Raw genomic sequence first — 26,718 nt, forward strand, 5'->3', positions numbered from 1 at the left:
GGTGGTCGTCCGGGCGACCATATGAAAAATTCTGACGTTGCTCAACCACTTGTCTGAATTTTAGCTTCACGTAGGCCGGTGACCCCCAGGCCCGGAGCGTCCGGCAGCAGCACGCTCGCGCCCTCGTACCGGATGCCCCCGGTGACCGGCGACCAGGCCAGCCACCAGGCGGCGTCGAGGTCCGACACGGCGGTGGTGCCGGACGCGGCGACCAGGCTGGCCGCGGCGCCGACCCCCACCGGGCCCTCCATCATCGAACCCACGATGGTGCCCATGCCGTGCGCGGCGGCCAGGTCGAGCAGCGTGCGGGCCGGTTGCAGGCCGCCGCACTTGGCCAGCTTCACGTTGACCATGTCGGCGGCGCGCCGCCGGATCACCTCGACCAGGTCGCGCACGTCGAAGACGGACTCGTCGGCCAGGATCGGCAGGTCCACCCGGTCGCTGACCCAGGCCAGCCCGTCCAGGTCGCGGCGGTGCACCGGCTGCTCGACCAGTTCCACGTCGAGCCCCGCGTCCTCGATCGCCCGGATCACCCGCACCGCCTCCCGGGGCGTCCAGCCCTGGTTGGCGTCCAGCCGGATCCGCACGTCCGGGCCGACCGCGGCCCGCACCGCGCGGACCCGGTCCAGGTCGCCGCGGGCGTCGGTGCCGACCTTGAGCTTGAGCACGCTGAACCCCTCGGCGCCGCGCCGCGCCGCCGTCGCGGCCAGGTCGACCGCGTCGCCGGCGGCCAGCGTGACGTCGGTCGGCACGCGCAGCGCCGTGCCACCGAGCAGACGCACCAGGGGTACGCCGAGCCGCCGCGCGGCCAGGTCGTGCAGCGCCACGTCGAGCGCCGCCTTCGCCGACTCGTTGCCCACCACGGCGCGGCGCACCAGCGCGCCTGCTGCCTGGAGGTCGTCGGCGTCGCGGCCGATCAGCTGTGGCGCGAGCAGTTCGCGTACGCACGCCTCGGCACCCGCGACCGACGCGCCGGTGACCTGCCAGACCTGCGGCGCCTCCCCGAAACCGGACCGGCCGTCGCCGTCGACCACCTCCACGACCAGCGTGTCCACGGTGGTGGTACGGCGCAGCGCGGTGACGAACGGGGTGTGTAAGGGGGCCGACAGACGGTGGGTGCGTACCGCGGCGATCGTCATGTGGGGCACCCTATAGCCAACTGGCGGCGAGCAGGGGAGGGCCGATGGCCGGGCGGGAATGGGAGCTGGTGGGCGCGCCGAACGCGCGTGACCTGGGTGGACTGCCGACGAGCGACGGGCGGCGGGTACGGGCGGGGCGGCTCATCCGCACACCCGCGCTGGGCCGGCTCACCGACGAGGACCTGCCGGTGCTGAGCAAGCTCGGCCCGGCCTGCGTGGTGGACCTGCGCGACGTCCACGAGCAGGCGGTGGCCCCGCCGGACCGGCTGGTGGGCGAGCCCCGCACTGTGCACCTGCCGGTCTACGACGCGGCGCACCCGGTGTTCACGTACGTCTCGGCGGTGCTGCAGGGCCACGACCTGGACGCGTACGCGGCGCTGGCCCGCGAGGGCATGCCGGGGGCGATGACGGCGATCTACCGCTGGTTCGTCACCGGGGAGTCGGCGCGGACCGGTTTCGGCGCGGCGGTGCGGCTGGCCGCCGAGGGCGCGAACCTGCCGCTGCTGTTCCACTGCTCGGCCGGGAAGGACCGCACCGGCTGGCTGTCGGTGGTGCTGCTGACCGCGCTGGGCGTGGAGGAGGAGGCGATCCGCGCCGACTACCTGGTGCACAACGAGCTGACCGAGAGCCTGCGCGAGGTGCTGCTGTCGGCGATGATCCAGCGCCGGCCGGACCTGGACCCGGCGGTGGCCCGGCCGCTGCTGGAGGTGCGCCCGGAATACCTGGACGCCGCCTACGACGAGGTGCGCCGCGCGCACGGCTCGTTCGACGCGTACCTGCGCGACGGTCTGGGGGTGACCGACGCGCACCGCGCCGCGCTGCGCGAGCGGCTGCTGGAGTAGCCGGGTCAGCCGGCCAGGTCGTGCCGCGCGGCCCAGACCCGCTCGGAGACGTGCGCGATCAGCCGGCAGGCGTCGTCGGAGACCTCGTCACCGTCCGCGCCGCCGTCGGCCAGCTCGGTGGTGGTGCAGACGACGATCGTGTACGGCGGCGCGTCGTCCGGGAACACCACGCCCGCGCCGTGGCGTACACCGCGTACCCAGCCGCCCTTGTGCGCGATCCGGGTGCCGTCGGGCAGCCCGGCGGCCAGGTCCTCGCGGTGTTCCTGGGCGGCGAGCACGTCGAGCATGGCGGCGCAGCCAGCCGGTGAGGCGAGCGGGCCGGGCCGGGTCGCGCCGAGCGCCAGCTCACCGAGCAGGCCCGCCAGGTCGGCGGCGGTGACCAGGTTGTCGATGCCGGAGTCGCGGGCGGCGAAGTCCTCGATGCCGCGGCCGGTGACGCTGTGCCGGGCACCGGCGAGCGCCCACGCCTGCGCCACGGCGGGCAGCCCCACCTCGCCGATGCAGATGTTCGTGGCCAGGTTGCTGGACCGGACGATCATCCGTTCGGCGAGCCAGCGCAGCGGCGCCTCGCCGCCGACGCGGTCCCAGACCGCCTCGTCGTTGTCGTAGTCGCGGTCGTTTGCGAACCGGGGCGCGCCCGGCAGCGCGGAGTCGAACGAGTTGCGCACCGGCACCGGCGCGTCCAGGTCGAGCCGGCCCGCCTCGGCGGCGCGGAACAGCGCCACCAGCACGGCCAGCTTCATGGTGCTCGCCGCGTAGTGGGTGGCGTCGGCCCGCCGCGTCCACGTCGGCCGCGCGCCGGGGCGGCCCACGTACGCGGAGACGGTGCCGGGCACCCGGTCCAGGTGTGCGTCAAGGTCCTCCCAGGTCATGACCGCACCGTAGCGGATCTTCGTGGCGTACGCGGGGCAGCGGCGGGCGCGGGTGCGGGCTAGCGTGCGGAGATGACGACCCCGTTGTACGACGACATCGCCGACTGGTACGAGGAGTACGCCAGCGAGACCTCGTCGGTCTACATGGACCGGGTCCGGTCGGTGCTGGCCGACCTGCTGGGGGACGGCCCCGGCCGCTGCGTGGACCTGTGCTGCGGTACCGGGGCGCACGCCGCCGAGCTGAAGCGTCTCGGATGGACACCGGTGGGGGTGGACCTGTCCGGCGGGCAGCTACGCCACGCCCGTGCCCGGCTGCCGGTGGCCCGTGCCGACGCGACGGCGTTGCCGCTGTCCGCCGGCGCCGTACCGGCGGTGGTCTGCGTGCTCGCGCACACCGACATGCCGGACTATCCGGCGGCCGTCGCCGAGGCGGCGCGGGTGCTGGCACCCGGCGGCCGCCTGGTGCACGTCGGCGTGCACCCGTGTTTCGTGGGTGCGTTCGCCGACCGGTCCGAGCCGGAGCGGATCGTGATCGACGGCGGGTACGCCTCGCGGGACCGCACGGTCCGCTCGTGGAACGCGACCGGGGTGCGGGCGCGGGTCGGCGCGTGGCATCTGCCGCTGGCCGGCCTGCTGGACGCCGTGGCGGGCGCCGGCCTGCGGCTGACCCGGGTGGTCGAGTCCGGCTCCGGCCCGATCCCCGACGTCCTGGCCCTGGAGGCCACCAAGCCCCGCTGACCCCACCCTGCCGACCCCACCCTGCCGACCCCGCCCTCGTTGCCGCCTGCCGCCCGCCGCCCTGCACCCCGTGGCCGCCCGTCGCGCCCTCTCGCACCCGACCCGTCGATCATGAAGTTGGCGGCGGATTTGATCTCCAGGACTGCCGCCAACCTCATGATCGTCCAGCGGTGGGCGGCAGCGGTGGGCGGCGGTGGGGAGGGGAAGGGGGGAGCCCGGTCCGCCGAGGGGCGGGCCGGGCTCCGGGTGGGGCTGGTGAGCTGGTGGGTCAGCCGGCGTGCTTGCGGCGGGCGGCGGCCCGGCCACGCTGCTGCTGGTCGAGCACCACCTTGCGGATGCGCACCGCGGCCGGGGTGACCTCGACGCACTCGTCCTCGCGGCAGAACTCCAGGGCCTGCTCCAGGGACAGCTTGCGCGGCGGGATCAGCTTCTCGGTCTCGTCGGCGGTCGACGAGCGCATGTTGGTGAGCTTCTTCTCCTTGGTGATGTTGACGTCCATGTCGTCGGAGCGGGAGTTCTCACCGACGATCATGCCCTCGTACACCTCGGTGCCCGGCTCGACGAAGAGCTGGCCGCGCTCCTGGAGGTTGGTCATCGCGAACGCGGTGACCGAACCGGCGCGGTCGGCGACCAGCGAGCCGTTGTTGCGGGTGCGCAGCTCGCCGAACCACGGCTCGTACGACTCGAAGACGTGGTGCAGGATGCCGGTGCCGCGGGTCTCGGTGAGGAACTCGGTCCGGAAGCCGATCAGGCCGCGCGCCGGGACCAGCCACTCCATCCGGATCCAGCCGGTGCCGTGGTTGACCAGCTGCTCCATCCGGCCCTTGCGGGTGGCCAGGAGCTGGGTGATCGCGCCCAGGTACTCCTCCGGGGCGTCGATGGTCAGCCGCTCGACCGGCTCGCAGGTCTTGCCGTCGATCTCCCGGGTGACGACCTGCGGCTTGCCGACGGTCAACTCGAAGGACTCGCGGCGCATCTGCTCGACCAGGATCGCCAGGGCCAGCTCGCCGCGGCCCTGCACCTCCCAGGCGTCCGGCCGCTCGGTGGGCAGCACCCGCAGCGACACGTTGCCGACCAACTCCTTGTCGAGCCGGTCCTTGACCATCCGGGCGGTGACCTTGGCGCCCTTGACCCGGCCGACGAGCGGCGAGGTGTTGGTGCCGATGGTCATCGAGATGGCCGGCTCGTCCACGGTGATCAGCGGCAGCGGCACCGGGTTCTCGGCGTCGGCGAGCGTCTCCCCGATCATGATCTCCGGGATGCCGGCGACGGCGATGATGTCGCCCGGCCCGGCGGACTCGGCCGGCTTGCGCTCCAGGCCCTCGGTCATCAGCAGCTCGGAGATGCGTACCCGCTGGGTGCTGCCGTCGGTGCGGCACCAGGCCACGGTCTGGCCCTTGCTGATGGTGCCCTGGCGGACCCGGCACAGCGCGAGCCGGCCCAGGAACGGCGAGGCGTCGAGGTTGGTGACGTGCGCCTGCAGCGGCGCGCCCTCGTCGTACGCGGGCGCGGGGATGGTGTCCAGCAGGGTGCGGAACAGCGGCTCCAGGTTGCTGCTGTCGTCCGGGACGGCGCCGTCGGCGGGCTGGGTCAGCGAGGCGATGCCGTCGCGGGCGCAGGCGTAGACGATCGGGAAGTCGATCTGCTCCTCGTCGGCGTCCAGGTCGAGGAACAGCTCGTAGGTGTCGTCCACGACCTCCTTGATCCGGGCGTCCGGACGGTCCACCTTGTTGATCACCAGGATGATCGGCAGCCGGGCGCGCAGCGCCTTGCGGAGCACGAACCGGGTCTGCGGCAGGGGGCCCTCGCTGGCGTCGACGAGCAGCACCACACCGTCGACCATGGTCAGGCCGCGCTCGACCTCGCCGCCGAAGTCGGCGTGACCGGGGGTGTCGATGATGTTGATGGTGACCGGTTCCGAGCCGTCCGCCGGCAGGTACCGCACGCCGGTGTTCTTGGCGAGGATGGTGATGCCCTTCTCGCGCTCGAGGTCCATCGAGTCCATGACCCGCTCGGTGTTCTCACCACGGGCGCCGTAGGCGCCGGCCTGCCGCAACATGGCGTCGACCAGGGTCGTCTTGCCGTGGTCGACGTGGGCGATGATGGCGACGTTGCGGAGGTCGGTGCGTAGCTGCATACCCTCCATACTCCTGTCTGCGGTTGCCGGGGCACGCCTCGGGGTCACCCCGAGACAACCCGGATCTGCGTCGAAAGTGCTGTGCCGACCGTTCCAGCGACTGGCATGCTGACACCCGTGCGGGGTGTCCGATGCCTGACCTGCTGAGCTGGCTGCAGGAGCTGCCGCCCCTGCTGATCTACGTGGCCGCCGCGGCGATCGTCGCGGCGGAGACCGCGGTGATCGTCGGGCTGCTGATGCCCGGCGAGGCGACCCTGCTTCTGGTCGGCTTCCTAGCGTACGCGGGGACGCTGCGCCTCGCGCCCGTGCTGGTGGCGATGACCGCCGCTGCCGTGATCGGAGACACACTCGCGTGGCGGGCCGGCCGCCGCTACGGCCCCCGTCTGCGTGCCTCCGGGGTGGGTGCCCGGATCGGCGCGCACCGGTGGCGGCGGGCCGACTCGCTGCTGGAGCGCCTCGGCGGCCGGGGTGTGCTCGCGGCCCGCTGGATCGCGTTCGCCCGCACGCTGGCGCCCCGGCTGGCCGGGTCGGCCGGGATGCCGTACCGGCGGTTCGCGCCGTGGAACCTGGCCGGGGTGGCGAGCTGGGTGGGCGCCTCGGTGCTGGCCGGCTACCTGGCCGGTGAGTCGTACGAGCGGGTGTCGAAGCTGCTCGGCCGGGCCACCGGCGCGGTGCTGGTCCTGCTGCTGTGCCTGCTCGCCGTCGTGCTCGCCGGCCGCTGGCTGGGCCGCAACCCGGACCCGGTACGCGCGCTGGCCGCACGGGCCGCCGCGTTGCCGCCGCTGCGCTGGCTGCGGGCCCGGTACGGGGTGCTGTTCTTCCTGGTCGCCATGCGGGTCGGCCCGGCCTGGACGCTGCTGATCAACCTGGCGCTGGGGCTGGCGCTGCTGTTCGTCGCCGGGCTGGCCGTGGCGGTCCTGCTGGAGGCGGTGGTCGCGCAGAGCGGGCTGTACGTCCTCGACGGGCTGGTCGCCGACTGGTTCGCCGCCCGGCGTACCCCCGGGGTGGTCGACACGGCGTTGCTGGCGGTGTCGGTGCTGCGTGGCTGGGTGCTGATCGCCGCGGTGGCGGTGGTGGCCGCCGTGGTGGCCCGGCGCGGCCGGGCGTGGCGGGCGGACCCGCTCGGGGTGCTGGGCACCGTCGGCGCCGCCGTGCCGCTGGTGTTGCTCGTCGTCGTCGCGGACCTGACCGGCCCGGGCAGCCCGGACCGCCCCGGTGACCTGTTCCCGACGCAGAACGCGGTGGTGACCGCGAGCTTCGGCACGCTCGCCTGGCTGCTGTCGCACGGCGCCCGCTGGCCGGTGGGCGCGGCGGTCTGGACGGTCGCGTCGGCGGGCGTGGTCACTGTCACCGGCGCACGGCTCTACCTGGGCTTCAGTACGGCGAGCGGCACCGTCACGGCGGTCCTGCTGGGCGTCGCCTGGACCACCGTGTTCGTGGTGGCGTGGGCGACCCGGGACCGCTTGACCGACCGGGACGAGCGACCGGGCGGCGCGGCCCGGGAGGAACGGTCCGCCGGCGCGGAGCCGGACGAGGGGCCGGCCGACGCGGTGGCGGGGGAGTCGCCGCCCCGGCCCCGGGGCCGCCGGTCCGCGTTCCGGGTACCCCCCGGACCTGTCGATCCTTGCTAGGGTGCGCCGACGGGGGACTACGGGGAGGTCCGATGCGGCGAGGACTCGGCCGGTGGGCCGTGACGGTGGTGGCACTGGTCGCGGCGGCCACGCTGACGGCGTGCGGCGAGGAGGAACGGCCGGTCCGGGAGGTCGCTGCGGACCTGCCCACGGCGGCACCGGCGGACCAGCCGCAGGAGGCGCCGGCCGACGCGCCGAGCGACGAGCCACCGGCGGTCGCGGCGATGGGCGGCCGGCCCAGCCCGAGCGCGTCGGCGAAACCGAAGCCGCGGGCCAAGCCGTCCCGCACGACCACGGCGCCGCTGGCCCGGCCGAAGCCGCCGACCGAGACCCAGGTGCCACCGGCGCCGCCGAAGCCGGTGGACGACGGCTGCAAGCCGAGCTACCGGGGCACCAAGGCCAGTCAGAGCCAGGTGAAGGCGGCGCTCGCCGACGCGGCGGCGCGGACCTACTGGCCTACCTCGGCGCCGGACATCCGCATCCCGTCGGCGTTGATGAAGGCCACCGCCTGGCAGGAGAGCGGGTGGCAGTCCAACATCGTCGCCTGTGACGGCGGGGTCGGGCTGATGCAGGTCATGCCGGCCACGGCGGAGTGGATGAACCAGCGCTTCGGCCAGTCGTACGACATCGACGCCTACCGGGACAACGCCTACCTGGGCGGCACCTACCTGGCCTGGCTGACCAAGTACATCGGCGACATGTACTTCGAGTCCGACTACCGGCTCGACGCCTCACTGTGCACGAGTGAGCTGAACTCCTGCCTGCTCAACGCCGTGATCGCGGCCTACAACTACGGGCACGGCGCGGTGGCGCGGGAGGATCAGCCGCTGACCATCCCGAACCCGCAGTACGTGCGCAACGTGCGGGCGCTGATGACCGAGTGCGAGTGCCTGAGTTTCTGATCGACCGGACGAACGGGCGGGGACCGGCGTACGCGCCGGCCCCCGCCCGTCCGGTCAGTCCCGCGCGGCGACCAGCTCGGCCGGCGTCGTGGCGGGCGCGTCGGCGGACCGGGTGATCCGGCCGGGCCACCAGAAGCGGTCGCCGAGCAGGAACGCCAGCGCCGGTACCAGCACCGTCCGGACCAGCAGCGTGTCCAGCAGCACGCCGACGCAGACGATGATGCCGATCTGGGTGAGGGTGATCAGTGGCAGCACGCCGAGCACCGCGAACACCGCCGCGAGCAGCACGCCCGCGCTGGTGATCACGCCGCCGGTGACCCGCAGCGCCGACAGCATGCCGTCGCGGGTGCCGGTGCGGCGCGCGTCCTCCCGGGCCCGGGTGACCAGGAAGATGTTGTAGTCGACGCCGAGCGCCACCAGGAACACGAACGCGAGCAGCAGCACTCCGCTGTCCAGCGCCGGGAAGTCCAGCACGTGGTCGAAGAGCAGCCAGGCCGCGCCGAGGCTGGCGAAGAACGAGGCGATGACTGTGAGCACCAGCAGCAGCGGCGCCAGGAGCCCGCGCAGCAGCAGCACCAGCACCGCGCCGACCAGCAGCAGGATGAGCGGCAGGATCAGCTTGAGGTCCTTGGTGTTCGCCTCGTTCGAGTCGTAGGTCGCGGCGACCGAACCACCGACCAGCGCGCCGTCGGCGGCGTCCGCGCCGTCCACGGCGGGCGGGGCGGAGTCCGGTACGGCGGCCACGGCGTCGCGCAGCGCCACCACGGCCCGGTCGGAGGCGGCGCTGCCCGGCTCGGCGGTGAGCACCACGTCGATCTGGGCGACCCGGTCCCCGGCGGCGCCGGGGCGGGCCGAGGCGACCCCGTCGACGCCGCCGGCCGCGGCGAGGACCGCCTGGGCGGCCTGCGGGGTGGTGAGCACCGCGACCGGCTGGGTGCTGCCGGCCGGGAACGCCCGGGCGAGCGTCTCGGCTCCGGCGACCGCCTCGGGCTTCTCGCTGAACTGCTCGGTCTCGGACAGCCCGGTGCGGATGCCGAGGCCGCCGAGGGCGAGGCCGGCGAGCAGCAGGACGGCGAGCGCGGCGACCGGCAGCGGCCGGCGGACCACCAGCTCGCCGAGGCGGCCCCAGATCCGGCCCTCGCGGGCGGCGCTGCCGACGCGGGGGATGAACGGCCAGAACAGGCCCCGGCCGAACAGCAGCAGGGCGGCGGGGAGCACGAACAGGGCGCAGAGCATGGCGAGGATCACACCGGTGGCGCAGGCGATGGCGAGCGCCCGGTTGGTCTCCTGCTCGGACAGCAGCAGCGTGAGCACGCCGAGGACGACGGTGCTGCCGCTGGCCAGGATCGGCTCGGCGGTACGGCGCAGCGCCGAGCGCATGGCGGCGAACCTGTCCTCCTCGCGGCGCAGCTCCTCCCGGTAGCGGGCGATGAGCAGCAGCGCGTAGTTGGTGGCGGCGCCGAACACCAGCACGCTGGCGATGCCGGTGACCTGACCGCTGGGCAGGTAGATGCCGAAGGCGGGGACGAGGGACTCCACCACGCGCAGCGTGATCTGCTCGGTGGCGCCCACCACCAGCAGCGGTACGAGCCACAGGAACGGGCTGCGGTAGGTGACGAGCAGCAGCACCGCCACCACGGCGGCGGTGACCAGCAGCAGCGTGGTGTCCGCACCCTGGAACACCTTGCCCAGGTCGGCGGTGAACGCCGGGCCGCCGGTGACCTCGACGGTCAGCTCGCCGGGCAGGTCACCGACCGCCTCGCGGAGCTCCTCCACCTCGTCGACCACCGCCGACGGGCCGCCCTCGGTGGACAGCGGCACCGCGACCAGCGCCACAGTGCCGTCCGGGGAGACCTGGGCGGGGGAGACCCGCCCGCCGGCGGCGAGCGAGTTCAACTCGCCGCCCAGGCCGTCGAGCACGCTGCGGTCGGCCCCGCTCAGCGGGGCCTGGTCGGCGCGGCTGACCACCACCAGGGCGGTCTGGGCGTCCTTGGAGGGCAACTGTTCCTGGAGCCGCTCAACCTGCGTCGACTGCCACTCCACGGACAGGCCGGTGTCGGAGACGGGCGCCGGATTGTCCGGCTTCGGTAGCCCGAAGGCGACCACGCCGACGACGAGTGCGGCGGCCAGCGTGAGCCAGGCGGCCAGCCGGCCCCGGACGACGCGGGTGAACAGAGACATCTGATGCCCTCACAGTATTGATCGCGGGGAATTCTTTTTTAACGAGTATCTTGATAAGCGAGATTATCCGGGGTGGTTCTATGCTGCAACCGGAGCTGTTCGACAGGGGGTGGCGGCAAGCGGTGACGGCGCACAGGATGTACCGGCGGCGCGACGACCCACGCGGTCGCATGGTCGCCGACATCACAAACGACCTGCGCCGCTACTCGGTCGACGCGCAGCACATCGGGCACGCGTTCGCCGGGCTGCACGGGCTCAACGCCACCGACCTGTACGCCCTGATCGCGGTGATGGAGGCCGAGCTGGTGGGCGACCCGATCACCCCCGGCCGGCTCGGCGAGGCGCTCAACATCTCCTCCGGCTCGGTGACCGCGCTCGTCGACCGCCTGGAGCGCGGCGGCCACATCCGGCGCGACCGGGACACCGCCGACCGCCGCAAGATCCTGCTGCACTACGCCGACCGGGGCGCCACGCTGGCGCAGAGCTTCTTCGGGCCGCTGGGCCGCCGTACCGACGACGTGATGGACCGCTTCAGCGACGACGAGCTGGCCGTGGTGCACCGGTTCATGGCCGAGATGGTGCACTCCATGCGCACCCACCGGGACGAGATCCGCGCCGCGCCCCGCCGTGGCGCCGCGTCCGGAGACGCCTGATCGTGCGGCTGGTCACCCGGGCGGCCACCGCGGCGCTGCAACTGCCCGCCGCCCGCACCGGGCGGGTCACCGTCACCCGGGACATCCCGGTCCGGGTACGCGACGGAGTGACGCTGCGCACCGACCACTACGCGCCCGGCCTGCCCGCCGCGCCGTGCGTGCTGATCCGCACCCCGTACGGGCGGGGCGGGCCGATCCGGCTGCTGGGCCGCCTGATCGCCGAGCGGGGCTTCCACGTGGTGATCCAGTCGTGCCGCGGCACGTTCGGCTCCGGCGGCGAGTTCGCGCCGCTGGTGCACGAGCGCGACGACGGTCTCGACACACTCGACTGGCTGCGCCGCCAGCGGTGGTGGACCGGCGCGTTCGGCATGTTCGGCGCCAGCTACCAGGGCTTCGTGCAGTGGGCGCTCGCCGCCGAGGCGGGCGACGAGCTGCGCGCGATGGTCGCCGTGGTGACCGCGTCGGGCACCCGCGACTCGACGTACGCGGGAGAGTCGTTCGCCCTCGACACGGTGCTCACCTGGGCCGAGCTGCTCCAGGCGCAGACCGTGCCCTGGCTGGCCCGCCAGTGGGAACTCAAGCGCGGCCAGCCCCGCCTCGCCCGGGCCCTGGCGCACCTGCCGCTGGCCGAGGCCGACCGGGTCGCCACCGGCGTGACGGTGCCGTTCTTCCAGGAGTGGCTGCGCCACCACACGCCCGGCGCCGACTACTGGCGTACCCGGGTCTTCGGCGACCGGATCACCGAGGTCCGGGCCCCGGTGGCGATGGTCAGCGGCTGGCAGGACATCTTCCTGCCGGCCCAGCTCGACGACTACGCCCGCCTGCGGGCCGCCGGGACGCGGACCCGCCTGGTAGTCGGGCCGTGGACGCACGGCAGCCCGGGGCTGCTCCTGGCGTCGCTGCGGGAGGGCCTGGACTGGCTCGACACCCACCTGGCCGGGCGGCCCGGGCCGGACCGCGCGCCGGTACGGGTGCACGTCGGCGGCGACGGCGGCGGCTGGCGCGACCTGCCGGACTGGCCGCCACCGGCCACCCCCGCCCGATGGCATCTGCGATCCGCCGGCGGGCTGGCCCCGGAGCCGCAGGAGCACGGCGCACCGGACCGGATCTGGTACGACCCGGCCGACCCCACCCCGTCGCTCGGCGGCCCGCTGCTGGTGGCCCAGCGGGCCGGTGCGGTGGACAACCGGCCGGTCGAGGCGCGCCCGGACGTGCTCACCTACACCAGCGAGCCGCTGCGTGAGCCGGTCGAGGTGGCCGGGCCGGTACGCGCCGAGGTCCACCTGCGCAGCGAACTGTCGTACCTGGACGTGTTCGTGCGTCTGTGCGACGTGGACCGGCGCGGGCGCTCGTGGAACGTCTGCGACGGCCTGGTCCGCGTCGAGCCCGGCCGGTTCCCGCGAGATCCGTCCGGAGTGGTCGCCGTGCCGGTGACGCTCTGGCCCACGGCGTACCGCTTCGCGCCCGGGCACCGGCTGCGGGTGCAGGTCTCCGGCGGCGCCCATCCGCGCTACGCGCGCAATCCCGGCACCGGTGAGCCGCTCGGCACCCCTGTGACCCTCCGTGCTGGATGGCGGGAGATCCTCCACGATCGCGAGCATCCCTCGGCACTGGTGCTGCCGCTCGTGCCGGCACCGTCCACAGCGGGCTGATAGTTCAAAAAACCGCCCCTGAGCTGGGCACTTCTGCCGAACCGTGGTTAAGCTCGGAGCAAGTGCCCGGTGCCGTGCAGTTATCCGGCGGGGCGCGTCCGCGGATCGCATGTCATCACGCGGTGTGATTGTCGTGCCCTCGCCGGTCATCGATCGGAAGGGGATCTGTCATGACGTCGGCCCCGGCGAACCTGCTGGCCGTCCGGAACCTGTTACTCACCTACCTCAACGTCGACAAGAAGGCCGTACGCGCCGACGACCTGGAGCCGGCGGAGGTCGGCATCGTCGGCGACGTCAACCACCGCGGCGGTTACCACTGCGGCTCCGACCGGGTCGTCACGAACGACTACTCGGTGGTGGAGTCCAACCGGGACCGGTCCGGGCTCACGCTGTACGCGTCGGCGCTGGACGTCGGCACGTTCTCCGTCCGCTCCGGTGGCGGCACGCACAACCTGCGGACGTTCTCCACCTGGATGGTGGCGCAGTGCGTGGCGAACGCCGCCGACACCCGGGACATCCGGGAGGTCATCTACTCCCCGGACGGGCGGACCGTACGCCGCTGGGACCGGCTGGGACGGCGCACCGGCGGCGACAGCAGCCACCTGTTCCACACCCACTTCAGCTTCTTCCGCGACTCCACGAAGGCGGGCCGGGACCAGACCCCGCTGTTCCGCCGCTACCTGACCGCGATCGGGATGATCGCCATCGCGAAACCGGAGGACGACATGGAACAGACCGACAAGCTCATCCGCGACACCGGCGCCAAGAACCGTACCGTCGGCGACGTCCTGGCCGACCTGCAGAACCTGCGCAACTGGCTCATCTCGCCGGTCAACACCACGGGGCTCGTGAACCCGCCGATGGCGAACTCGCCGTTGCAGCAGATGCTGGCGATGCTGCGCGCCTGGCCGGCGCTGGTGGCGCAGGTGAACGAGCTGTCCGGCAAGGACTTCACCGACGAGGAGCAGATCGTCTCCGGGGTGCTGGCCGGCCTGCCGCCGGAGAAGATCGCCGAGGCCATCCCGCCGCAGATCGCCCGGGACGTCGCCGACGAACTGTCCCGGCGGCTGACCGCCTGACCGTCCGGCGCCGCGACCGTCGCGTCGCGGCGCCCCGGCCTCTCCTAATCCGCAAGAGGTATTGCGCAACAACTCTTGCTAATGTCATGCTCGCCGCATGGAACAGCCCTCCGTCCGGCAGGTCACCGACTCGCGGGTGCTCGCCGCGCTCGCCCACCCCCTGCGCCGCCGGCTCATGGACGTCCTCAAGGTGTACGGCCCGTGCACCGTCGGCATGCTTGCCGAGCACACCGGCCAGGCGCCCGCGAACGTGAGCCACCACCTCAAGGTGCTCGCCGCCGCCGATCTGCTGGCCGAGGCGCCCGAGCTGGCCCGCGACCGCCGGGAACGCTGGTGGCGGCTGCGCGACCGCGGGGTGCGCTGGTCCAACAGCGACTTCGACGACGACCCGGCGGCCCGGGTGGTGGCCGACGCGGCCAGCTCGCTCAACCTGGAGCGGCACGCCGAGCTGGTCCGCGCCTGGCAGGCCGCCCCCGACGAGGCGCACGCCGCGTGGGGGGAGGGGCCGTTCAGCACCGACAAGTGGCTGCACCTGACCCCGGACGAGCTGGCCGAACTCAGCCGCGAGGTGATCGCGCTGTTCGCCAGGTGGGCCGACCGGCCGGTGCCCGAGGACGGGCAGCCCCGCGAGCCGGTCTTCGTGTTCGCCCACGGCGTGCCGGGCCGGCCGTGACCGCTCCCGCGCGCACGTCCGGGCCGGTCGAGGCGCCGCCCGGCCCGCTGTTCCGGGACCGCGACTTCCGGCTGCTCTGGACCGGTCACACGGTCAGCGCGGTGGGCAGCAACATGACCGCTGTGGCGCTGCCGCTGGTCGCCGTCGCGGTGCTCGACGCGACCACGTTCCAGGTGGCGGTGCTCACCGCCGCGGCCTGGATGCCGTGGCTGCTCGCCGGCCTGCCGGTCGGGGCGTGGGTCGACCGGGTCCGCCGCCGGCCCGTGATGATCGCCGCCGACCTCGCCGCCGCGGCGCTGTTCGCGAGCGTGCCGGTGGCCGCCCTGGCCGGGCTGCTCACCGTCGGGCACCTGCTGATCGTGGCGCTCGGCGCCGGCCTGGCCCGGGTCTTCTTCGAGACCGCCGACCAGGTCTACCTGCCCACGCTGCTGCGTCCCGAGCAGGTGCCCGAGGCCAACGCGCGGCTGCACGCCACCCAGACGGCGAGCTACCTGGTCGGGCCGGGTCTGGCCGGTCTGGTCGCCCAGCTTGTCGGCGCGGTGACCGCGGTGGCGCTGGACGCGTTCAGCTTCCTGCTGTCCGCGCTGTGCCTGCGCCGCATCCGCGCGGACGAACCCCGCCCGCACCGTCCGGCCGGGTCGACGTCGCTGCGCCGCGAGGTCGCCGCCGGGCTGCGGTTCGTCGTCCGCGACCCGTACCTGCGGGTCCTGACGGTCTTCGGGGCGGCGAGCAACATCGGCCTCACCGGCTACCAGGCGGTGCTCGTGGTGTTCCTGGTCCGCTCGGCCGACCTTCCGGCGGGCCTCGTCGGCCTCCTGATCGGACTCGCCAGCCTCGGTGGCGTGATCGGCGCCGCGCTCGCCGCACGCCTGGCCCGCCGGCTCGGCAGCGCCCGTACGCTGCTGGTCGCCGGCGCCCTGACCGGCCCGCCCGCGCTGCTCATCCCACTCGCCGGACCCGGCGCGCGCACCGGCTGGCTGGTGCTCGGCGGGGTGCTGGTGAGCCTCGGCGTCGCCGTCGGCAACGTGGTGAAGGGCAGCTTCCGGCAGACGTACACGCCGCACCGGCTGCTCGGCCGGGCGACGGTGAGCATGCACCTGCTCAACTACGGCACCATTCCGCTGGCCGCCCTGCTCGCCGGCGCGCTGGGCGCGGTCTGGGGGCCGGGCGGCGCGATCCGGGCGATGACCGCCTGGCTGGCGCTGACCCCGCTGATCCTGCTGGCCGGGCCACTACGGAAACGGCGCGACCTGCCGGCCGCGCCGTCCTGAGGATGCACTGCGGCGGCGGTCGGACCCCGACCGCCGCCACCGGCACGCGTTACATCGGACGGACGTTGTCCGCCTGCGGGCCCTTCTGGCCCTGGGTCACCTCGAACTCGACCTTCTGGCCCTCGTTCAGCTCGCGGTAGCCACTGCTCTGGATGGCCGAGTAGTGGACGAACACGTCCGGGCCTCCGCCGTCCTGCTCGATGAAGCCGAAGCCCTTTTCCGAGTTGAACCACTTGACCGTGCCGGTTGCCATGCGTCTCTCCCTGTTCCAATGCGGGCGAGCATCGGCTCCACGGCCGGTGATCGCCCTGTACCACCCCGACAGTAACCGTCCGGACCGGAATCCGCTGCCGGAAGCGCGCGGCGCGCCCGTGAATACGTGCGCGACCGGAAAAAGACCCCGCCGTCGGGCCGGGCACGGCATGCTTGCCCCGATGAGCAGGCAGACGGCTTTGGCCGACCTGGAGCAGGAGATCGCGGCGCCCGGCGCGGGCCCGGACCGCCTGCGCCTGGTCGGTACGCCGTTCGTGCCGGAGGTGCGTCTGCACCTGGCCGAGGACGCCATCCTGTGGTGGGCCCGGATGGAGGCCGCCGCCGGGCGGTCGCTGCCGCCGCCGTACTGGGCGTCGGTGTGGGCCGGTGGGCAGGCGCTCGCCCGGCACCTGCTGGACCACCCGGAGCTGGCCGCCGGGCGGCGGGTGCTCGACCTGGGCGCCGGATCGGGGCTGGTCGCCATCGCCGCCGCGCTCGCCGGCGCCGACGAGGTGGTCGCCAACGACATCGACCCGTACGCGGTGGCCGCGGTCACTGTCAACGCGCGGGCCAACCGGGTCCGGGTGACGGCCGACGGTGCCGACCTGCTCGACGGGGTGGCGGGCGCCGACCTGCTGGTGGCAGGGGACGCGCTCTACGACGCGGGGCTGGCCGCCCGGGTTCTGCCCTACCTGCGGCGCTGCGCCGCACACGGCGTGCAGGTGCTGGTCGGCGACCCGGACCGGGGCCACCTGCCGCCGGACGGGCTGGAACTGGTGGCCAGCTATCCGGTGCCGACCACCGAACCCTCCGTCGACTCCCCGGTCCGCCGGGTGCAGGTGCTCCGCCCCCGCTGACCCTAGGGGTCTCCCCGGCCGGGTGTCGGGGACCACTGGGGGATCATGCCCGATGTGCCGGGGTGCAGCCGGGACATAGCGTGCAGCCCATGAACGAACTCGTGGCCGCCGCCGGTGAGCTGCCCACCACCCTGCTGATGGGGCTGCTCGGCGTGGTCATGCTCGCCGACGCCGTACCCCTGATCGGGGTGCTGGTGCCCGGCGACGCCGCGGTCCTCGCGGCGGTCGGCGCGGGTCGTCCGGCCGCTGGGGCGCTCACCGTCGCGGCGGTGGTCACGGGCTGCCTGGCCGGCTGGTCGCTGAGCTTCTTCGCCGGCCGGCGCTGGGGCGGGCGGCTTCGGGACAGCCGGGTGGGCGGCTGGATCGGCGAGTCCCGCTGGTCCGCCGCCGAGACGCTGCTGCACCGTGGCGGCGGACGGATCGTGCTGGTGGCGCCGTTCCTGCCGGTGTTCAACGCGTTGCTGCCGCTGGCCGCGGGCGGGCTGCGGATGTCGTACCGGCGGTTCCTGGTCTGCGCGGCGGCCGGGGCCACCGCGTGGGCCGGGCTCTACGTGGCGCTGGGGCTGGCCGCGCGGGCGCTGACCGGCCTGCTGCCGGCGGCGCTGAACCCGACGGTGCTGACCATGGCGGTCGGGCTGCTGCTGGCCGGCCCGGTGCTGCTCGCCACCCGGCGGCGGCTGCGGGCGGTCACCGGCTGACCGCGCCCGGCCCGGCCGTCACGGGGGAGGCCGGACCGGGCGTGCTCACCAGCCGCGGGCGCGCCACTGCGGCACCGCGGGCCGCTCGGCGCCGATGGTGCTGTCCTTGCCGTGGCCCGGGTAGAACCAGGTGTCGTCCGGCAGCCGGTCGAAGAGCTTGGCCTCGACGTCGTCGATGAGCCGGCCGAAGCGCTCCGGGTCCTGGTCCGTGTTGCCCACGCCGCCCGGAAAAAGTGAATCTCCGGTGAAGAGGTGCGGGGTGCCGGCCGGGTCGCGGTAGAGCAGCGCGATCGAGCCCGGCGTGTGCCCGCGCAGGTGGATGACCTCCAGCGCGCAGTCACCGACCGGCACCGTGTCGCCGTCGGCGAGCCGCTCGGCCTCGATGGGCAGACCCTCGGCGTCGTCGGCGTGCACCAGCGCGCGCGCCCCGGTCTTGGCCACCACCTCCTCCAGCGCGACCCAGTGGTCCATGTGCTGGTGCGTGGTCACCACGGCGGCCAGGCCGCCGTCGCCGACCAGCTCCAGCAGGCGCGGCGCCTCGTTCGCGGCGTCGATCAGCACCTGCTCGCCGGTGGCGTTGCAGCGCAGCAGATAGGCGTTGTTGTCCATCGGGCCCACCGACAGCTTGGTGACGGTGAGCCGGTCGAGCTCGCGCACGGCCGGCGGACCGCCGGGCGTGACGTCTCCGGTGTAGGTCATGACGATGTTCAGATCCATTCCGGTGGGTTCGGCAGAGGACCGTCGGGTTCGACGGTGAGCAGCTCGCCCGCGCCCCGGCCGGTGAGCCAGGCGGCGAGTTCCGGCGCGGGGCCGGTGACCGTGGGCGCCCCCTCGGGGTCACCCACGACGAGTTCGGACGCCGCGCCGTCGAAACGCAGCACCATGGCCGGCGCGGCCGGATTGCCGGCCAGCCCGGTCACCACCTCGTGCAGCAGCCGCTGGGCGAACGCGTCCGGCCAGTCCGCGGGCCGGTAACCGGCCGCCAGGTCGACGTGGTGCACCTCGACCTCGCGCAGCCGGCCCCAGACCAGCATCGCCGCCGGCCACGGGCCGCGCCGGGTCTGCACCGTGGCGCCCCACGCGTCGGCGGGCATCGCCGCGACCGCCGCGTCGAAGCGCTGGCCGCTGCGGCGCAGGTCGTCCAGCAGGTCGGCCGGGCCGCGCCCGGCGCCGGCCTCGATGTCGTCGGCGCGGGCGTGCGCCGAGGCGTACATCGGGATCTCCTCACCGGTGCGCGCCGAGGTGAGCAGGTTGACGAACCCGTCGGCGTTGCGGGCCAGGTGGGTGAGCACGTGCGCGCGGGACCAGCCCGGCAGCAGGGAGGGCGCCGCGACGTCCGCGGCGGTCAGGCCGGACACGGTACGCAGCAGCCGGTCGTTCGCCTCGGCCAGCGGGCCGGTCAGCAGCAGGGGGTCGGCGGTCATCGCGTTCTCACCCGTCCGACCCTAGCGGGCCGGACCGGGCCGTGCCCGGGGGGAAATCGCTTTCGGCGCGTCGGCGGGACACCTACCGTCGGGGCCGACGACATCGGACCGGCGCCGCACGCGCCGGCGTCCACGTCGTCGCGAACGCGGCACCGGGAGTCGGAGGGGAGGTGGTGTGCATGCCGGTCGCAGCGCGTGTGTTCCGCCGTATCTCCCCTCGACACCGATGAGGACACCATGACTCTCGATCTGACCGCCCTCGGCTGGGACGCCGGTTGGGCGGCCCACCTCGACCGGCGCGCCGGCCACCGTCACGGGCGGGTCGCCCGGGTGGACCGGGGCGTCTGCACCGTGCTGTGCCCGCAGGGGCCGGTGCGGGCCAGCCTCGGCGGCGGCGTGCTGTCCGCCGCCGCCCGCGACCTGACCGCGCTGCCCTGCGCTGGTGACTGGGTGCTGCTGTCCACCTGGCCGGACGGCCCGGTCACGGTGGAGGTGGTGCTGCCGCGGCGTAGCGCGCTGGTGCGGCGCACCGCGGGCAAGGACTCCAGCGGCCAGGTGCTGGCCGCCAACCTCGACGCCGCCGCGGTGGTCGAGCCGGTGCACCCGGAACCGGACGCCGCGCGGATCGAACGGCTGCTCTCCCTGGCGCACGAATCCGGGGCGGAGCCGCTCGTCGTGCTCACCAAGGCCGACCTGGCCGCCGACCCGGCGGCGGTGGCCCGGCAACTGGCCGACCTCGCGCCGGGGGTGCCGGTGCTGCCGGTCAGCGCCGAGCGGGGCACCGGCCTGGCGCCGCTGCGCCGCCACGTCGCCCCGGGCCGCACGCTCGGCCTGCTCGGCCCCTCCGGGGCCGGCAAGTCGAGCCTGGTCAACGCGCTGGCCGGGGCGGACGTGATGCGCACCCAGGCGATCCGCCGGGTCGACGGCAAGGGCCGGCACACCACCACCTGGCGGTCGCTGGTGCCGCTGCCGGGTGGGGGAGCGGTGCTGGACACCCCCGGTGTACGGGCCGTCGGCCTGCTCGACGGCGCGGCCGGGCTGGACCGGGCGTTCGCCGACATCACCGAGCTGGCCGCCGGCTGCCGGTACGCCGACTGCGCCCACGACGCCGAGCCGGGCTGCGCGGTGCGGGCCGCGCTGGACGACGGCGAGCTGCCGGTGCGTCGCTGGGAGAGCTGGCGGCGGCTGCAGCGGGAGATCGAGCACGAGGGCGGCCGCCGCGCGGCCCGGCTGGCGGCCGAACGGCGGGGCGGACGGCGGGCCGGGCGGCGACGTACCGGACGTCCGGCGACCCCGCCCGCACCAGGGGCATTCTGAGCCCGGCCCGGGCCGGTCGGGTGGACCTGCGTGGTTCGCGCCCGACCGGCCTGAGCTGGGGGAATGTTCGCGCGACGGAAGTTGTCATACGTCGGGGCTAGAGTTGCCGGGGCGTCTTCTCTGCGCCCCCGACAACCTGTGAAAACCACCCAGACCCGGCGTCTGGTGCACAGATCCGCCTCATATTCTTCTTCCGGGAGCACACGCACCGTGGCCGACCGACTGATCATCCGTGGCGCGCGCGAGCACAACCTCCGTGACGTCAGTCTCGACCTGCCCCGGGACGCCCTGATCGTCTTCACCGGGCTCTCCGGTTCGGGCAAGTCGAGCCTGGCGTTCGACACCATCTTCGCCGAGGGGCAGCGCCGCTACGTCGAGTCGCTGTCGTCGTACGCCCGGCAGTTCCTCGGCCAGATGGACAAGCCCGACGTCGACTTCATCGAGGGCCTCAGTCCCGCCGTCTCCATCGACCAGAAGTCCACCTCGCGCAACCCGCGCTCCACCGTGGGCACCATCACCGAGGTCTACGACTACCTCCGCCTGCTGTTCGCCCGCATCGGCGAGCCGCACTGCCCGATCTGCGGCGAGCGGATCTCCAAGCAGAGCCCGCAGCAGATCGTCGACCGCGTCCTGGCCATGGCGGAGGGCACCCGGTTCATGGTGCTCGCGCCGGTGGTGCGCGGCCGCAAGGGCGAGTACGTCGACCTGTTCGCCGAACTCCAGGCCAAGGGCTACGCCCGGGCCCGGGTCGACGGCGTGGTGCACCCGCTGACCGAGCCGCCGAAGCTCAAGAAGCAGGAGAAGCACACCATCGAGGTGGTGATCGACCGGCTCAGCGTCAAGCCGAGCGCCAAGCAGCGGCTGACCGACTCGGTCGAGGCCGCGCTCGGTCTGTCCGGCGGCCTGGTGCTGCTCGACTTCGTCGACCTGCCGGAGGACGACCCGGCCCGGGAGCGCCGCTACTCCGAGCACCTGGCCTGCCCGAACGACCACCCGCTCGCCATCGAGGACCTGGAACCCCGGGTCTTCTCGTTCAACGCCCCGTACGGCGCCTGCCCGGAGTGCACCGGCCTCGGCACCAAGAAGGAGGTGGACCCGGAGCTGGTCATCCCCGACCCGGAGCGCACGCTGCGCGAGGGCGCGATCCAGCCCTGGGCCACCGGGCACAACCTCGAATACTTCCTGCGGCTGCTGGAGGCGCTCGGCGAGGCCGAGCACTTCGACATCGACACCCCGTGGCGGGCGCTGCCGTCGCGGGCGCAGAAGACGATCCTGCACGGCTCCGACGACCAGGTGCACGTGCGCTACCGCAACAAGTACGGCCGCGAGCGCTCCTACTACACCGGCTTCGAGGGCGTGGTGCAGTGGATCGAGCGCCGGCACACCGACACCGAGTCGGAGTGGTCCCGGGACAAGTACGAGGGCTACATGCGGGACGTGCCCTGCGCGGCCTGCGGCGGCACCCGGCTCAAGCCGGAGGTGCTCGCGGTCACCCTGGCCGGCAAGAGCATCGCCGAGGTCTGCAACCTCTCCGTCGGCGAGGCGGCCGACCTGCTCGCCGGCATCGAGCTGACCGACCGGCAGAAGATGATCGCCGAGCGCGTGCTCAAGGAGATCAACGCCCGGCTCAAGTTCCTGCTCGACGTCGGTCTTGACTACCTCTCGCTGGACCGCCCGGCCGGCACGCTCTCCGGCGGTGAGGCCCAGCGCATCCGGCTGGCCACCCAGATCGGCTCCGGTCTGGTCGGCGTGCTCTACGTGCTCGACGAGCCGTCGATCGGCCTGCACCAGCGCGACAACCACCGGCTCATCGAGACGCTGCTGCGGCTGCGCGGCCTGGGCAACACGCTGATCGTGGTCGAGCACGACGAGGACACCATCCGGGTCGCGGACTGGATCGTCGACATCGGCCCCGGCGCGGGCGAGCACGGCGGCAAGATCGTGCACAGCGGGTCGGTGCCGGCGCTGCTGGACAACACCGAGTCGGTCACCGGGGCGTACCTGGCCGGCCGCAAGGCCATCCCGACGCCGGCCAGCCGTCGGCCACAGACCTCGGGGCGCGAACTGGTGGTGCACGGCGCGCGCGAGCACAACCTGCGCAACCTCACCGTGAGCTTCCCGCTCGGCCAGCTCATCGCGGTCACCGGCGTCAGCGGCTCGGGCAAGTCGACGCTGGTGAACGACATCCTCTACACCGTGCTCGCCAACCAGATCAACGGCGCCCGGCTGGTGCCCGGCCGGCACACCCGGATCACCGGCCTGGAGAACGTGGACAAGGTCGTCGGCGTGGACCAGTCGCCGATCGGGCGGACGCCGCGCTCCAACCCCGCCACGTACACCGGCGTCTGGGACCACGTCCGCAAGCTGTTCGCCGAGACCACCGAGGCCAAGGTCCGGGGGTACGGCCCGGGCCGGTTCTCGTTCAACGTCAAGGGCGGGCGCTGCGAGGCGTGCTCCGGCGACGGCACAATCAAGATCGAGATGAACTTCCTGCCGGACGTCTACGTCCCCTGCGAGGTGTGCAAGGGCGCGCGCTACAACCGCGAGACGCTCGAGGTGCACTACAAGGGCAAGACGGTCGCCGAGGTGCTGGACATGCCGATCGAGGAGGCGGCCGAGTTCTTCTCCGCCATCCCGGCCATCCACCGGCACCTCCGGACGCTCGTCGACGTCGGCCTCGGCTACGTCCGCCTCGGCCAGCCCGCGCCGACGCTGTCCGGCGGCGAGGCGCAGCGCGTCAAGCTCGCCTCCGAACTCCAGAAGCGCTCCACCGGCCGCACCGTCTACGTGCTCGACGAGCCCACCACCGGCCTGCACTTCGAGGACATCCGCAAGCTGCTGATGGTGCTGGAGGGCCTGGTCGACAAGGGCAACACGGTCATCACCATCGAGCACAACCTCGACGTGATCAAGACGGCCGACTGGCTCATCGACATGGGCCCCGAGGGCGGCCACCGGGGCGGCACGGTGCTCGCCACCGGCACGCCGGAGGAGGTCGCCGAGGTGCCGGAGAGCCACACCGGGCAGTTCCTGCGGCCGATCCTCAAGCTCGACGGCGAGGCCAAGGGCGCCAAGGCGGCCACCACCCGGGCGGCGAAGGCCAACGGCAGCGCCAAGTCCCGGACCCGGAAGGTCCCCGCCGGGGCGCGCTGACCGGCGTCCTTCAACGCGGCTCCCGGTTCGTTGACGCGTCAATATGAACCGTGCCGCAAGCTTGTGCGTGTTCCGCAGTAAGCCGAGAGAAAGGCCGGACATGAGTGATGATCAGGCGCTGACCCGACCGTTCACCCAGAGCCGCCGCAGTCTGCTCGCCGGAGCCGGCGCGGTGGGCGCAGCCGTGGTGCTCGCGGGCTGCGGCAGTGACGACGACGCGTCCCCCGGGCAGGCCCCGACCAGCGGCGGCCCGCCCGGCGCCACCGCGACCGGGGACGCCGGCGGCGGCGACCGGGACGGCAGCAGTGCGCTGGCGCGCACCTCGGACATCCCGGTCGGCGGTGGCGCCGTCTTCGCCAGCCAGGGCGTGGTGATCACCCAGCCCGAGGCCGGCCAGTTCAAGGCGTTCGACCCGATCTGCACGCACCAGCGCTGCCCGGTGTCGAACGTCGACGGCGGCACGATCAACTGCACCTGCCACAACAGCCGGTTCTCGATCGTCGACGGCTCGGTGAAGGGTGGCCCGGCCACCAAGCCGCTCGCGGCGAAGGAGATCAAGGTCGACGGCGACCAGATCAAGCTGGCCTGACCCGTTCCGCGTCCCCGTCGGCCGGCGGGGACGCGGCTACGGTCGCCTGTCAGGGGTGCGGACTAGGCTTGACACCGTGGCTGACCCCTCGACCTACCGTCCCGCGCCCGGCACCATCCCGGAGTCGCCAGGGGTCTACCGCTTCCGCGACGGCACCGGCCGGGTGATCTACGTCGGCAAGGCGCGCAACCTGCGCAGCCGGCTCAACTCCTACTTCGCCGACCCGGTCGGCCTGCACCAGCGCACCCGGCAGATGGTGTTCACCGCCGAGTCGGTCGACTGGATCACCGTGGCCACCGAGGTCGAGGCGCTCCAGCAGGAATACACCTGGATCAAGCAGTACGACCCCCGGTTCAACGTCCGCTACCGCGACGACAAGTCGTACCCCTATCTCGCGGTCACGCTCGACGAGGAATACCCCCGGTTGCAGGTGATGCGCGGGGTGAAGCGCAAGGGCGTGCGCTACTTCGGGCCGTACTCGCACGCCTGGGCGATCCGCGAGACGCTCGACCTGCTGCTGCGGGTCTTCCCGGCGCGGACCTGCTCGTCCGGGGTGTTCAAGCGGGCCGGCCAGGTCGGCCGGCCCTGCCTGCTCGGCTACATCGGCAAGTGCTCGGCGCCGTGCGTCGGCAGCGTCACCGCCGAACAGCACCGGGAGATCGTCGACGGCTTCTGCGACTTCATGGCCGGCCGCACCGACAGCATGGTCCGGCGGCTGGAGAAGGAGATGCTCGACGCCAGCGAGCAGCTGGAGTTCGAGCGGGCCGCCCGGCTGCGCGACGACGTCGCGGCGCTGCGCCGGGCGATGGAGAAGCAGACCGTGGTGCTCGGCGACGGCACCGACGCCGACGTGGTCGCGTTCGCCGACGACCCGCTCGAAGCCGCCGTGCAGGTCTTCCACGTCCGCGGCGGCCGGGTGCGTGGCCAGCGCGGCTGGGTGGTGGAGAAGACCGAGGAACTGACCACCGGCGACCTCGTGCACCACTTCTGCACCCAGGTGTACGGCGGCGAGCAGGGTGAGGCCGACGTGCCCCGCGAACTGCTCGTCCCCGAGTTGCCGGGCGACGCCGACGCGCTCGCCGACTGGCTCACCGCCCGCCGGGGCAGCCGGGTGTCGCTGCGGGTGCCGCAGCGCGGCGACAAGCGGTCGCTGCTGGAGACCGTCGAGCGCAACGCCAAGGACGCGCTGGCCCGGCACAAGCTCAAGCGGGCCGGTGACCTGACCACCCGCAGCCAGGCGCTCGACGAGATCGCCGACGCGCTCGCCATGAACACCTCGCCGCTGCGCATCGAGTGCTTCGACGTGTCCCAGATCCAGGGCACCGACGTGGTCGCCAGCATGGTCGTGTTCGAGGACGGGCTGCCCCGCAAGAGCGAATACCGCCGGTTCATCGTGCGCGGCGCCACCGACGACCTGTCGGCCATGTCCGAGGTGCTGCGGCGGCGCTTCGCCCGCTACCTCGACGCCCGCGCCGAGACCGGCGAGCTGGGCGAGGAGACCGCCTCCGACCCCGACCGGCCCGGCATCGACCCGACCACCGGGCGGCCACGCAAGTTCGCGTACCCTCCGCAGCTCGTCGTGGTCGACGGCGGCCCGCCCCAGGTCGCCGCCGCCGCGAAGGCGCTCGCCGAGCTGGGCATCGACGACGTGGCGCTGTGCGGGCTGGCGAAGCGGCTGGAGGAGGTCTGGCTGCCCGACGACGAGTTCCCGGTGATCCTGCCGCGCACCTCCGAGGCGCTCTACCTGCTGCAGCGCGTCCGTGACGAGGCGCACCGCTTCGCCATCACGTTCCACAGGCAGCGGCGCTCCAAGCGGATGACCGAATCGGCGCTGGACAACGTGCCCGGCCTCGGTGACGTACGCCGTAAGGCGCTGCTGCGGCACTTCGGCTCGCTGAAGCGGCTGTCGTCCGCCACGGTGGAGGAGATCACCGAGGTGCCCGGGGTCGGCAGGCGTACGGCCGAGGCGATCCTGGCCGCGCTGGACGGCTCCACCCCCACCGAAGCCGCCCCCCGTCCCTGACCCTTCGCGCTCACGCCCGCCCTCGGGCTTGCTCGCTGTCCGGCTTTGCCGGCACGTCACCCGTCACGCCCGACTGGAACCCCATGGGTGTCTCCGCCCCCGTTTGACACCCATGGCGTTCCACTGATGGACGGCTTCCCGCCTGGTGCGACCTCTGTCCACATTCTGAAAGCGGTGGCAGATCTTGGTACGGAAGAGCCCCCATAGGGGCCATTCGGTACCAAGATCTCGCACACCGCGCGGGGCTTGTACCGGCGGGCCGCCCACGCCCAGGCCCCACGCGATCTTGCACTTGGTGCCCCAGGGATGCCAGCTTTGCGAGGTTTGCCGGGTACCAAACTGCAAGATCGCGCATGTGGTCGAGTGGATCTGTGACGGCTGGCGTTCGATGTCGGCAGCTCGCGGACTCCATCCCGCACCAGGCCGGGGCCATCGCACCGAGGACGGGTGGTTTGGTGAGCCGTGTCCGGTTCGGGGCGGGGGCGTGGCTGTGGTCGGTGCCATCGTGCGGGTGGAATCGGTGGCGGGCGCGGGGCGTTGTACATGGCTGAGCCCCGCGGCACCGGAACCGAGCGCCGAACATCGGCCCGCCCGGCACCCACGGCAGGTCAGGGAATCGGCCCGGCCCGGTCGTC

General features: G+C 73.4%; 22 protein-coding genes. 15 read left to right on the forward strand and 7 right to left on the reverse strand.

Translation table 11 applies throughout. From position 1 onward, the window contains the following. Positions 1-41 precede the first annotated feature (41 nt). On the reverse strand, positions 42-1,139 hold the full coding sequence (locus tag OC439_RS19590) for a mandelate racemase/muconate lactonizing enzyme family protein (RefSeq protein WP_262014675.1): 1,098 nt from the start codon (positions 1,137-1,139) through the stop codon (positions 42-44). Positions 1,140-1,183: 44 nt separating this feature from the next. On the opposite strand from OC439_RS19590, the gene OC439_RS19595 reads away from it, so the two are divergent. Continuing rightward, positions 1,184-1,981 (forward strand): tyrosine-protein phosphatase, encoded by a 798-nt coding sequence (locus OC439_RS19595; protein WP_262014676.1) that lies wholly within the window; start codon positions 1,184-1,186, stop codon positions 1,979-1,981. A 5-nt stretch (positions 1,982-1,986) separates the two neighbouring features. Here the strand turns inward: OC439_RS19595 and OC439_RS19600 are convergent, their stop codons facing one another. Beyond that, positions 1,987-2,853 (reverse strand): serine hydrolase, encoded by an 867-nt coding sequence (locus OC439_RS19600; protein WP_262014677.1) that lies wholly within the window; start codon positions 2,851-2,853, stop codon positions 1,987-1,989. A gap of 72 nt (positions 2,854-2,925) precedes the next feature. Here OC439_RS19600 and OC439_RS19605 point away from each other — a divergent pair, with 72 nt between their 5' ends. Next, on the forward strand, positions 2,926-3,591 hold the full coding sequence (locus OC439_RS19605) for a class I SAM-dependent methyltransferase (protein WP_262014678.1): 666 nt from the start codon (positions 2,926-2,928) through the stop codon (positions 3,589-3,591). A 268-nt stretch (positions 3,592-3,859) separates the two neighbouring features. Here the strand turns inward: OC439_RS19605 and typA are convergent, their stop codons facing one another. After that, positions 3,860-5,728: a translational GTPase TypA gene (gene typA / locus OC439_RS19610; RefSeq protein ID WP_262014679.1), complete on the reverse strand. Its 1,869-nt coding sequence runs from the start codon at positions 5,726-5,728 to the stop codon at positions 3,860-3,862. A gap of 131 nt (positions 5,729-5,859) precedes the next feature. Between typA and OC439_RS19615 the strand changes: the two genes are divergently transcribed. After that, complete coding sequence (locus OC439_RS19615; RefSeq protein WP_262014680.1) at positions 5,860-7,359, forward strand: DedA family protein; 1,500 nt, start codon at positions 5,860-5,862, stop codon at positions 7,357-7,359. Positions 7,360-7,391: 32 nt separating this feature from the next. Then, positions 7,392-8,261, forward strand: coding sequence for a lytic transglycosylase domain-containing protein (locus OC439_RS19620; protein WP_262014681.1), 870 nt, complete (start codon positions 7,392-7,394; stop codon positions 8,259-8,261). A 54-nt stretch (positions 8,262-8,315) separates the two neighbouring features. Here the strand turns inward: OC439_RS19620 and OC439_RS19625 are convergent, their stop codons facing one another. After that, positions 8,316-10,442 carry an MMPL family transporter gene (locus OC439_RS19625; RefSeq protein WP_262014682.1) on the reverse strand — a complete coding sequence of 709 codons (2,127 nt, stop codon included), beginning with the start codon at positions 10,440-10,442 and terminating at the stop codon, positions 8,316-8,318. A gap of 137 nt (positions 10,443-10,579) precedes the next feature. On the opposite strand from OC439_RS19625, the gene OC439_RS19630 reads away from it, so the two are divergent. The 5 genes from OC439_RS19630 to OC439_RS19650 all read left to right on the forward strand — a co-directional run bounded on the left by OC439_RS19630 (position 10,580) and on the right by OC439_RS19650 (position 15,770). Continuing rightward, the gene (locus OC439_RS19630) at positions 10,580-11,095 is read left to right on the forward strand and encodes a MarR family winged helix-turn-helix transcriptional regulator (RefSeq protein ID WP_262014697.1); all 516 of its coding nucleotides are present in this window, start codon (positions 10,580-10,582) and stop codon (positions 11,093-11,095) included. Positions 11,096-11,097: 2 nt separating this feature from the next. Next, positions 11,098-12,747 carry a CocE/NonD family hydrolase gene (locus tag OC439_RS19635; RefSeq protein WP_410054936.1) on the forward strand — a complete coding sequence of 550 codons (1,650 nt, stop codon included), beginning with the start codon at positions 11,098-11,100 and terminating at the stop codon, positions 12,745-12,747. A 170-nt stretch (positions 12,748-12,917) separates the two neighbouring features. Then, complete coding sequence (locus OC439_RS19640) at positions 12,918-13,826, forward strand: hypothetical protein (protein ID WP_262014683.1); 909 nt, start codon at positions 12,918-12,920, stop codon at positions 13,824-13,826. A gap of 97 nt (positions 13,827-13,923) precedes the next feature. Continuing rightward, a complete protein-coding gene (locus tag OC439_RS19645) occupies positions 13,924-14,499 on the forward strand; it encodes an ArsR/SmtB family transcription factor (protein ID WP_262014684.1) in 576 nt (191 codons plus the stop codon). After that, the gene (locus OC439_RS19650) at positions 14,496-15,770 is read left to right on the forward strand and encodes an MFS transporter (protein WP_262014685.1); all 1,275 of its coding nucleotides are present in this window, start codon (positions 14,496-14,498) and stop codon (positions 15,768-15,770) included. The genes OC439_RS19645 and OC439_RS19650 overlap by 4 nt, the downstream gene beginning before the upstream one ends. A gap of 49 nt (positions 15,771-15,819) precedes the next feature. On the opposite strand, the gene OC439_RS19655 is transcribed toward OC439_RS19650, so the two are convergent. After that, entirely contained in the window at positions 15,820-16,023 is a 204-nt protein-coding gene (locus OC439_RS19655; protein WP_013287480.1) for a cold-shock protein, read from the reverse strand. Positions 16,024-16,204: 181 nt separating this feature from the next. On the opposite strand from OC439_RS19655, the gene OC439_RS19660 reads away from it, so the two are divergent. Together OC439_RS19660 and OC439_RS19665 are read left to right on the forward strand one after the other, a co-directional pair. Then, the gene (locus OC439_RS19660) at positions 16,205-16,879 is read left to right on the forward strand and encodes a class I SAM-dependent methyltransferase (protein WP_262014686.1); all 675 of its coding nucleotides are present in this window, start codon (positions 16,205-16,207) and stop codon (positions 16,877-16,879) included. Between the two features lie 89 nt (positions 16,880-16,968). Further along, entirely contained in the window at positions 16,969-17,577 is a 609-nt protein-coding gene (locus tag OC439_RS19665; protein WP_262014687.1) for a DedA family protein, read from the forward strand. A gap of 45 nt (positions 17,578-17,622) precedes the next feature. Here OC439_RS19665 and OC439_RS19670 read toward each other — a convergent pair whose 3' ends face one another. Together OC439_RS19670 and OC439_RS19675 are read right to left on the reverse strand one after the other, a co-directional pair. Next, entirely contained in the window at positions 17,623-18,276 is a 654-nt protein-coding gene (locus tag OC439_RS19670) for an MBL fold metallo-hydrolase (RefSeq protein ID WP_135241188.1), read from the reverse strand. 8 nt (positions 18,277-18,284) lie between these two features. Further along, complete coding sequence (locus OC439_RS19675) at positions 18,285-19,001, reverse strand: maleylpyruvate isomerase family mycothiol-dependent enzyme (RefSeq protein ID WP_262014688.1); 717 nt, start codon at positions 18,999-19,001, stop codon at positions 18,285-18,287. A gap of 237 nt (positions 19,002-19,238) precedes the next feature. Between OC439_RS19675 and rsgA the strand changes: the two genes are divergently transcribed. The 4 genes from rsgA (at position 19,239) to uvrC (ending at position 26,083) form a co-directional block, all read left to right on the forward strand. After that, complete coding sequence (gene rsgA / locus OC439_RS19680; RefSeq protein ID WP_262014689.1) at positions 19,239-20,318, forward strand: ribosome small subunit-dependent GTPase A; 1,080 nt, start codon at positions 19,239-19,241, stop codon at positions 20,316-20,318. Positions 20,319-20,528: 210 nt separating this feature from the next. After that, on the forward strand, positions 20,529-23,471 hold the full coding sequence (uvrA, locus tag OC439_RS19685) for an excinuclease ABC subunit UvrA (RefSeq protein WP_262014690.1): 2,943 nt from the start codon (positions 20,529-20,531) through the stop codon (positions 23,469-23,471). Between the two features lie 100 nt (positions 23,472-23,571). Beyond that, on the forward strand, positions 23,572-24,060 hold the full coding sequence (locus OC439_RS19690; RefSeq protein WP_262014691.1) for a Rieske (2Fe-2S) protein: 489 nt from the start codon (positions 23,572-23,574) through the stop codon (positions 24,058-24,060). Between the two features lie 76 nt (positions 24,061-24,136). Continuing rightward, the gene (gene uvrC / locus OC439_RS19695; protein WP_262014692.1) at positions 24,137-26,083 is read left to right on the forward strand and encodes an excinuclease ABC subunit UvrC; all 1,947 of its coding nucleotides are present in this window, start codon (positions 24,137-24,139) and stop codon (positions 26,081-26,083) included. Positions 26,084-26,718 lie beyond the last annotated feature (635 nt).

This window comes from Micromonospora sp. Mcm103, assembly GCF_024519755.1.
GTDB classification, from domain to species: Bacteria; Actinomycetota; Actinomycetes; order Mycobacteriales; family Micromonosporaceae; genus Micromonospora; species Micromonospora aurantiaca.

Bases quoted from the DNA above. Each gene is read 5' to 3' on its own strand.
- OC439_RS19670 (WP_135241188.1), bottom strand. From the start codon at position 18,276: ATGACCTACACCGGAGACGTCACGCCCGGCGGTCCGCCGGCCGTGCGC.
- OC439_RS19605 (WP_262014678.1), top strand. From the start codon at position 2,926: ATGACGACCCCGTTGTACGACGACATCGCCGACTGGTACGAGGAGTAC.
- OC439_RS19645 (WP_262014684.1), top strand. From the start codon at position 13,924: ATGGAACAGCCCTCCGTCCGGCAGGTCACCGACTCGCGGGTGCTCGCC.
- OC439_RS19590 (WP_262014675.1), bottom strand. From the start codon at position 1,139: ATGACGATCGCCGCGGTACGCACCCACCGTCTGTCGGCCCCCTTACAC.
- OC439_RS19600 (WP_262014677.1), bottom strand. From the start codon at position 2,853: ATGACCTGGGAGGACCTTGACGCACACCTGGACCGGGTGCCCGGCACC.
- OC439_RS19595 (WP_262014676.1), top strand. From the start codon at position 1,184: ATGGCCGGGCGGGAATGGGAGCTGGTGGGCGCGCCGAACGCGCGTGAC.
- OC439_RS19630 (WP_262014697.1), top strand. From the start codon at position 10,580: ATGTACCGGCGGCGCGACGACCCACGCGGTCGCATGGTCGCCGACATC.
- OC439_RS19620 (WP_262014681.1), top strand. From the start codon at position 7,392: ATGCGGCGAGGACTCGGCCGGTGGGCCGTGACGGTGGTGGCACTGGTC.
- OC439_RS19660 (WP_262014686.1), top strand. From the start codon at position 16,205: ATGAGCAGGCAGACGGCTTTGGCCGACCTGGAGCAGGAGATCGCGGCG.
- OC439_RS19655 (WP_013287480.1), bottom strand. From the start codon at position 16,023: ATGGCAACCGGCACGGTCAAGTGGTTCAACTCGGAAAAGGGCTTCGGC.
- OC439_RS19625 (WP_262014682.1), bottom strand. From the start codon at position 10,442: ATGTCTCTGTTCACCCGCGTCGTCCGGGGCCGGCTGGCCGCCTGGCTC.
- OC439_RS19640 (WP_262014683.1), top strand. From the start codon at position 12,918: ATGACGTCGGCCCCGGCGAACCTGCTGGCCGTCCGGAACCTGTTACTC.
- OC439_RS19615 (WP_262014680.1), top strand. From the start codon at position 5,860: ATGCCTGACCTGCTGAGCTGGCTGCAGGAGCTGCCGCCCCTGCTGATC.
- rsgA (WP_262014689.1), top strand. From the start codon at position 19,239: ATGACTCTCGATCTGACCGCCCTCGGCTGGGACGCCGGTTGGGCGGCC.
- OC439_RS19690 (WP_262014691.1), top strand. From the start codon at position 23,572: ATGAGTGATGATCAGGCGCTGACCCGACCGTTCACCCAGAGCCGCCGC.
- typA (WP_262014679.1), bottom strand. From the start codon at position 5,728: ATGCAGCTACGCACCGACCTCCGCAACGTCGCCATCATCGCCCACGTC.
- OC439_RS19675 (WP_262014688.1), bottom strand. From the start codon at position 19,001: ATGACCGCCGACCCCCTGCTGCTGACCGGCCCGCTGGCCGAGGCGAAC.
- OC439_RS19665 (WP_262014687.1), top strand. From the start codon at position 16,969: ATGAACGAACTCGTGGCCGCCGCCGGTGAGCTGCCCACCACCCTGCTG.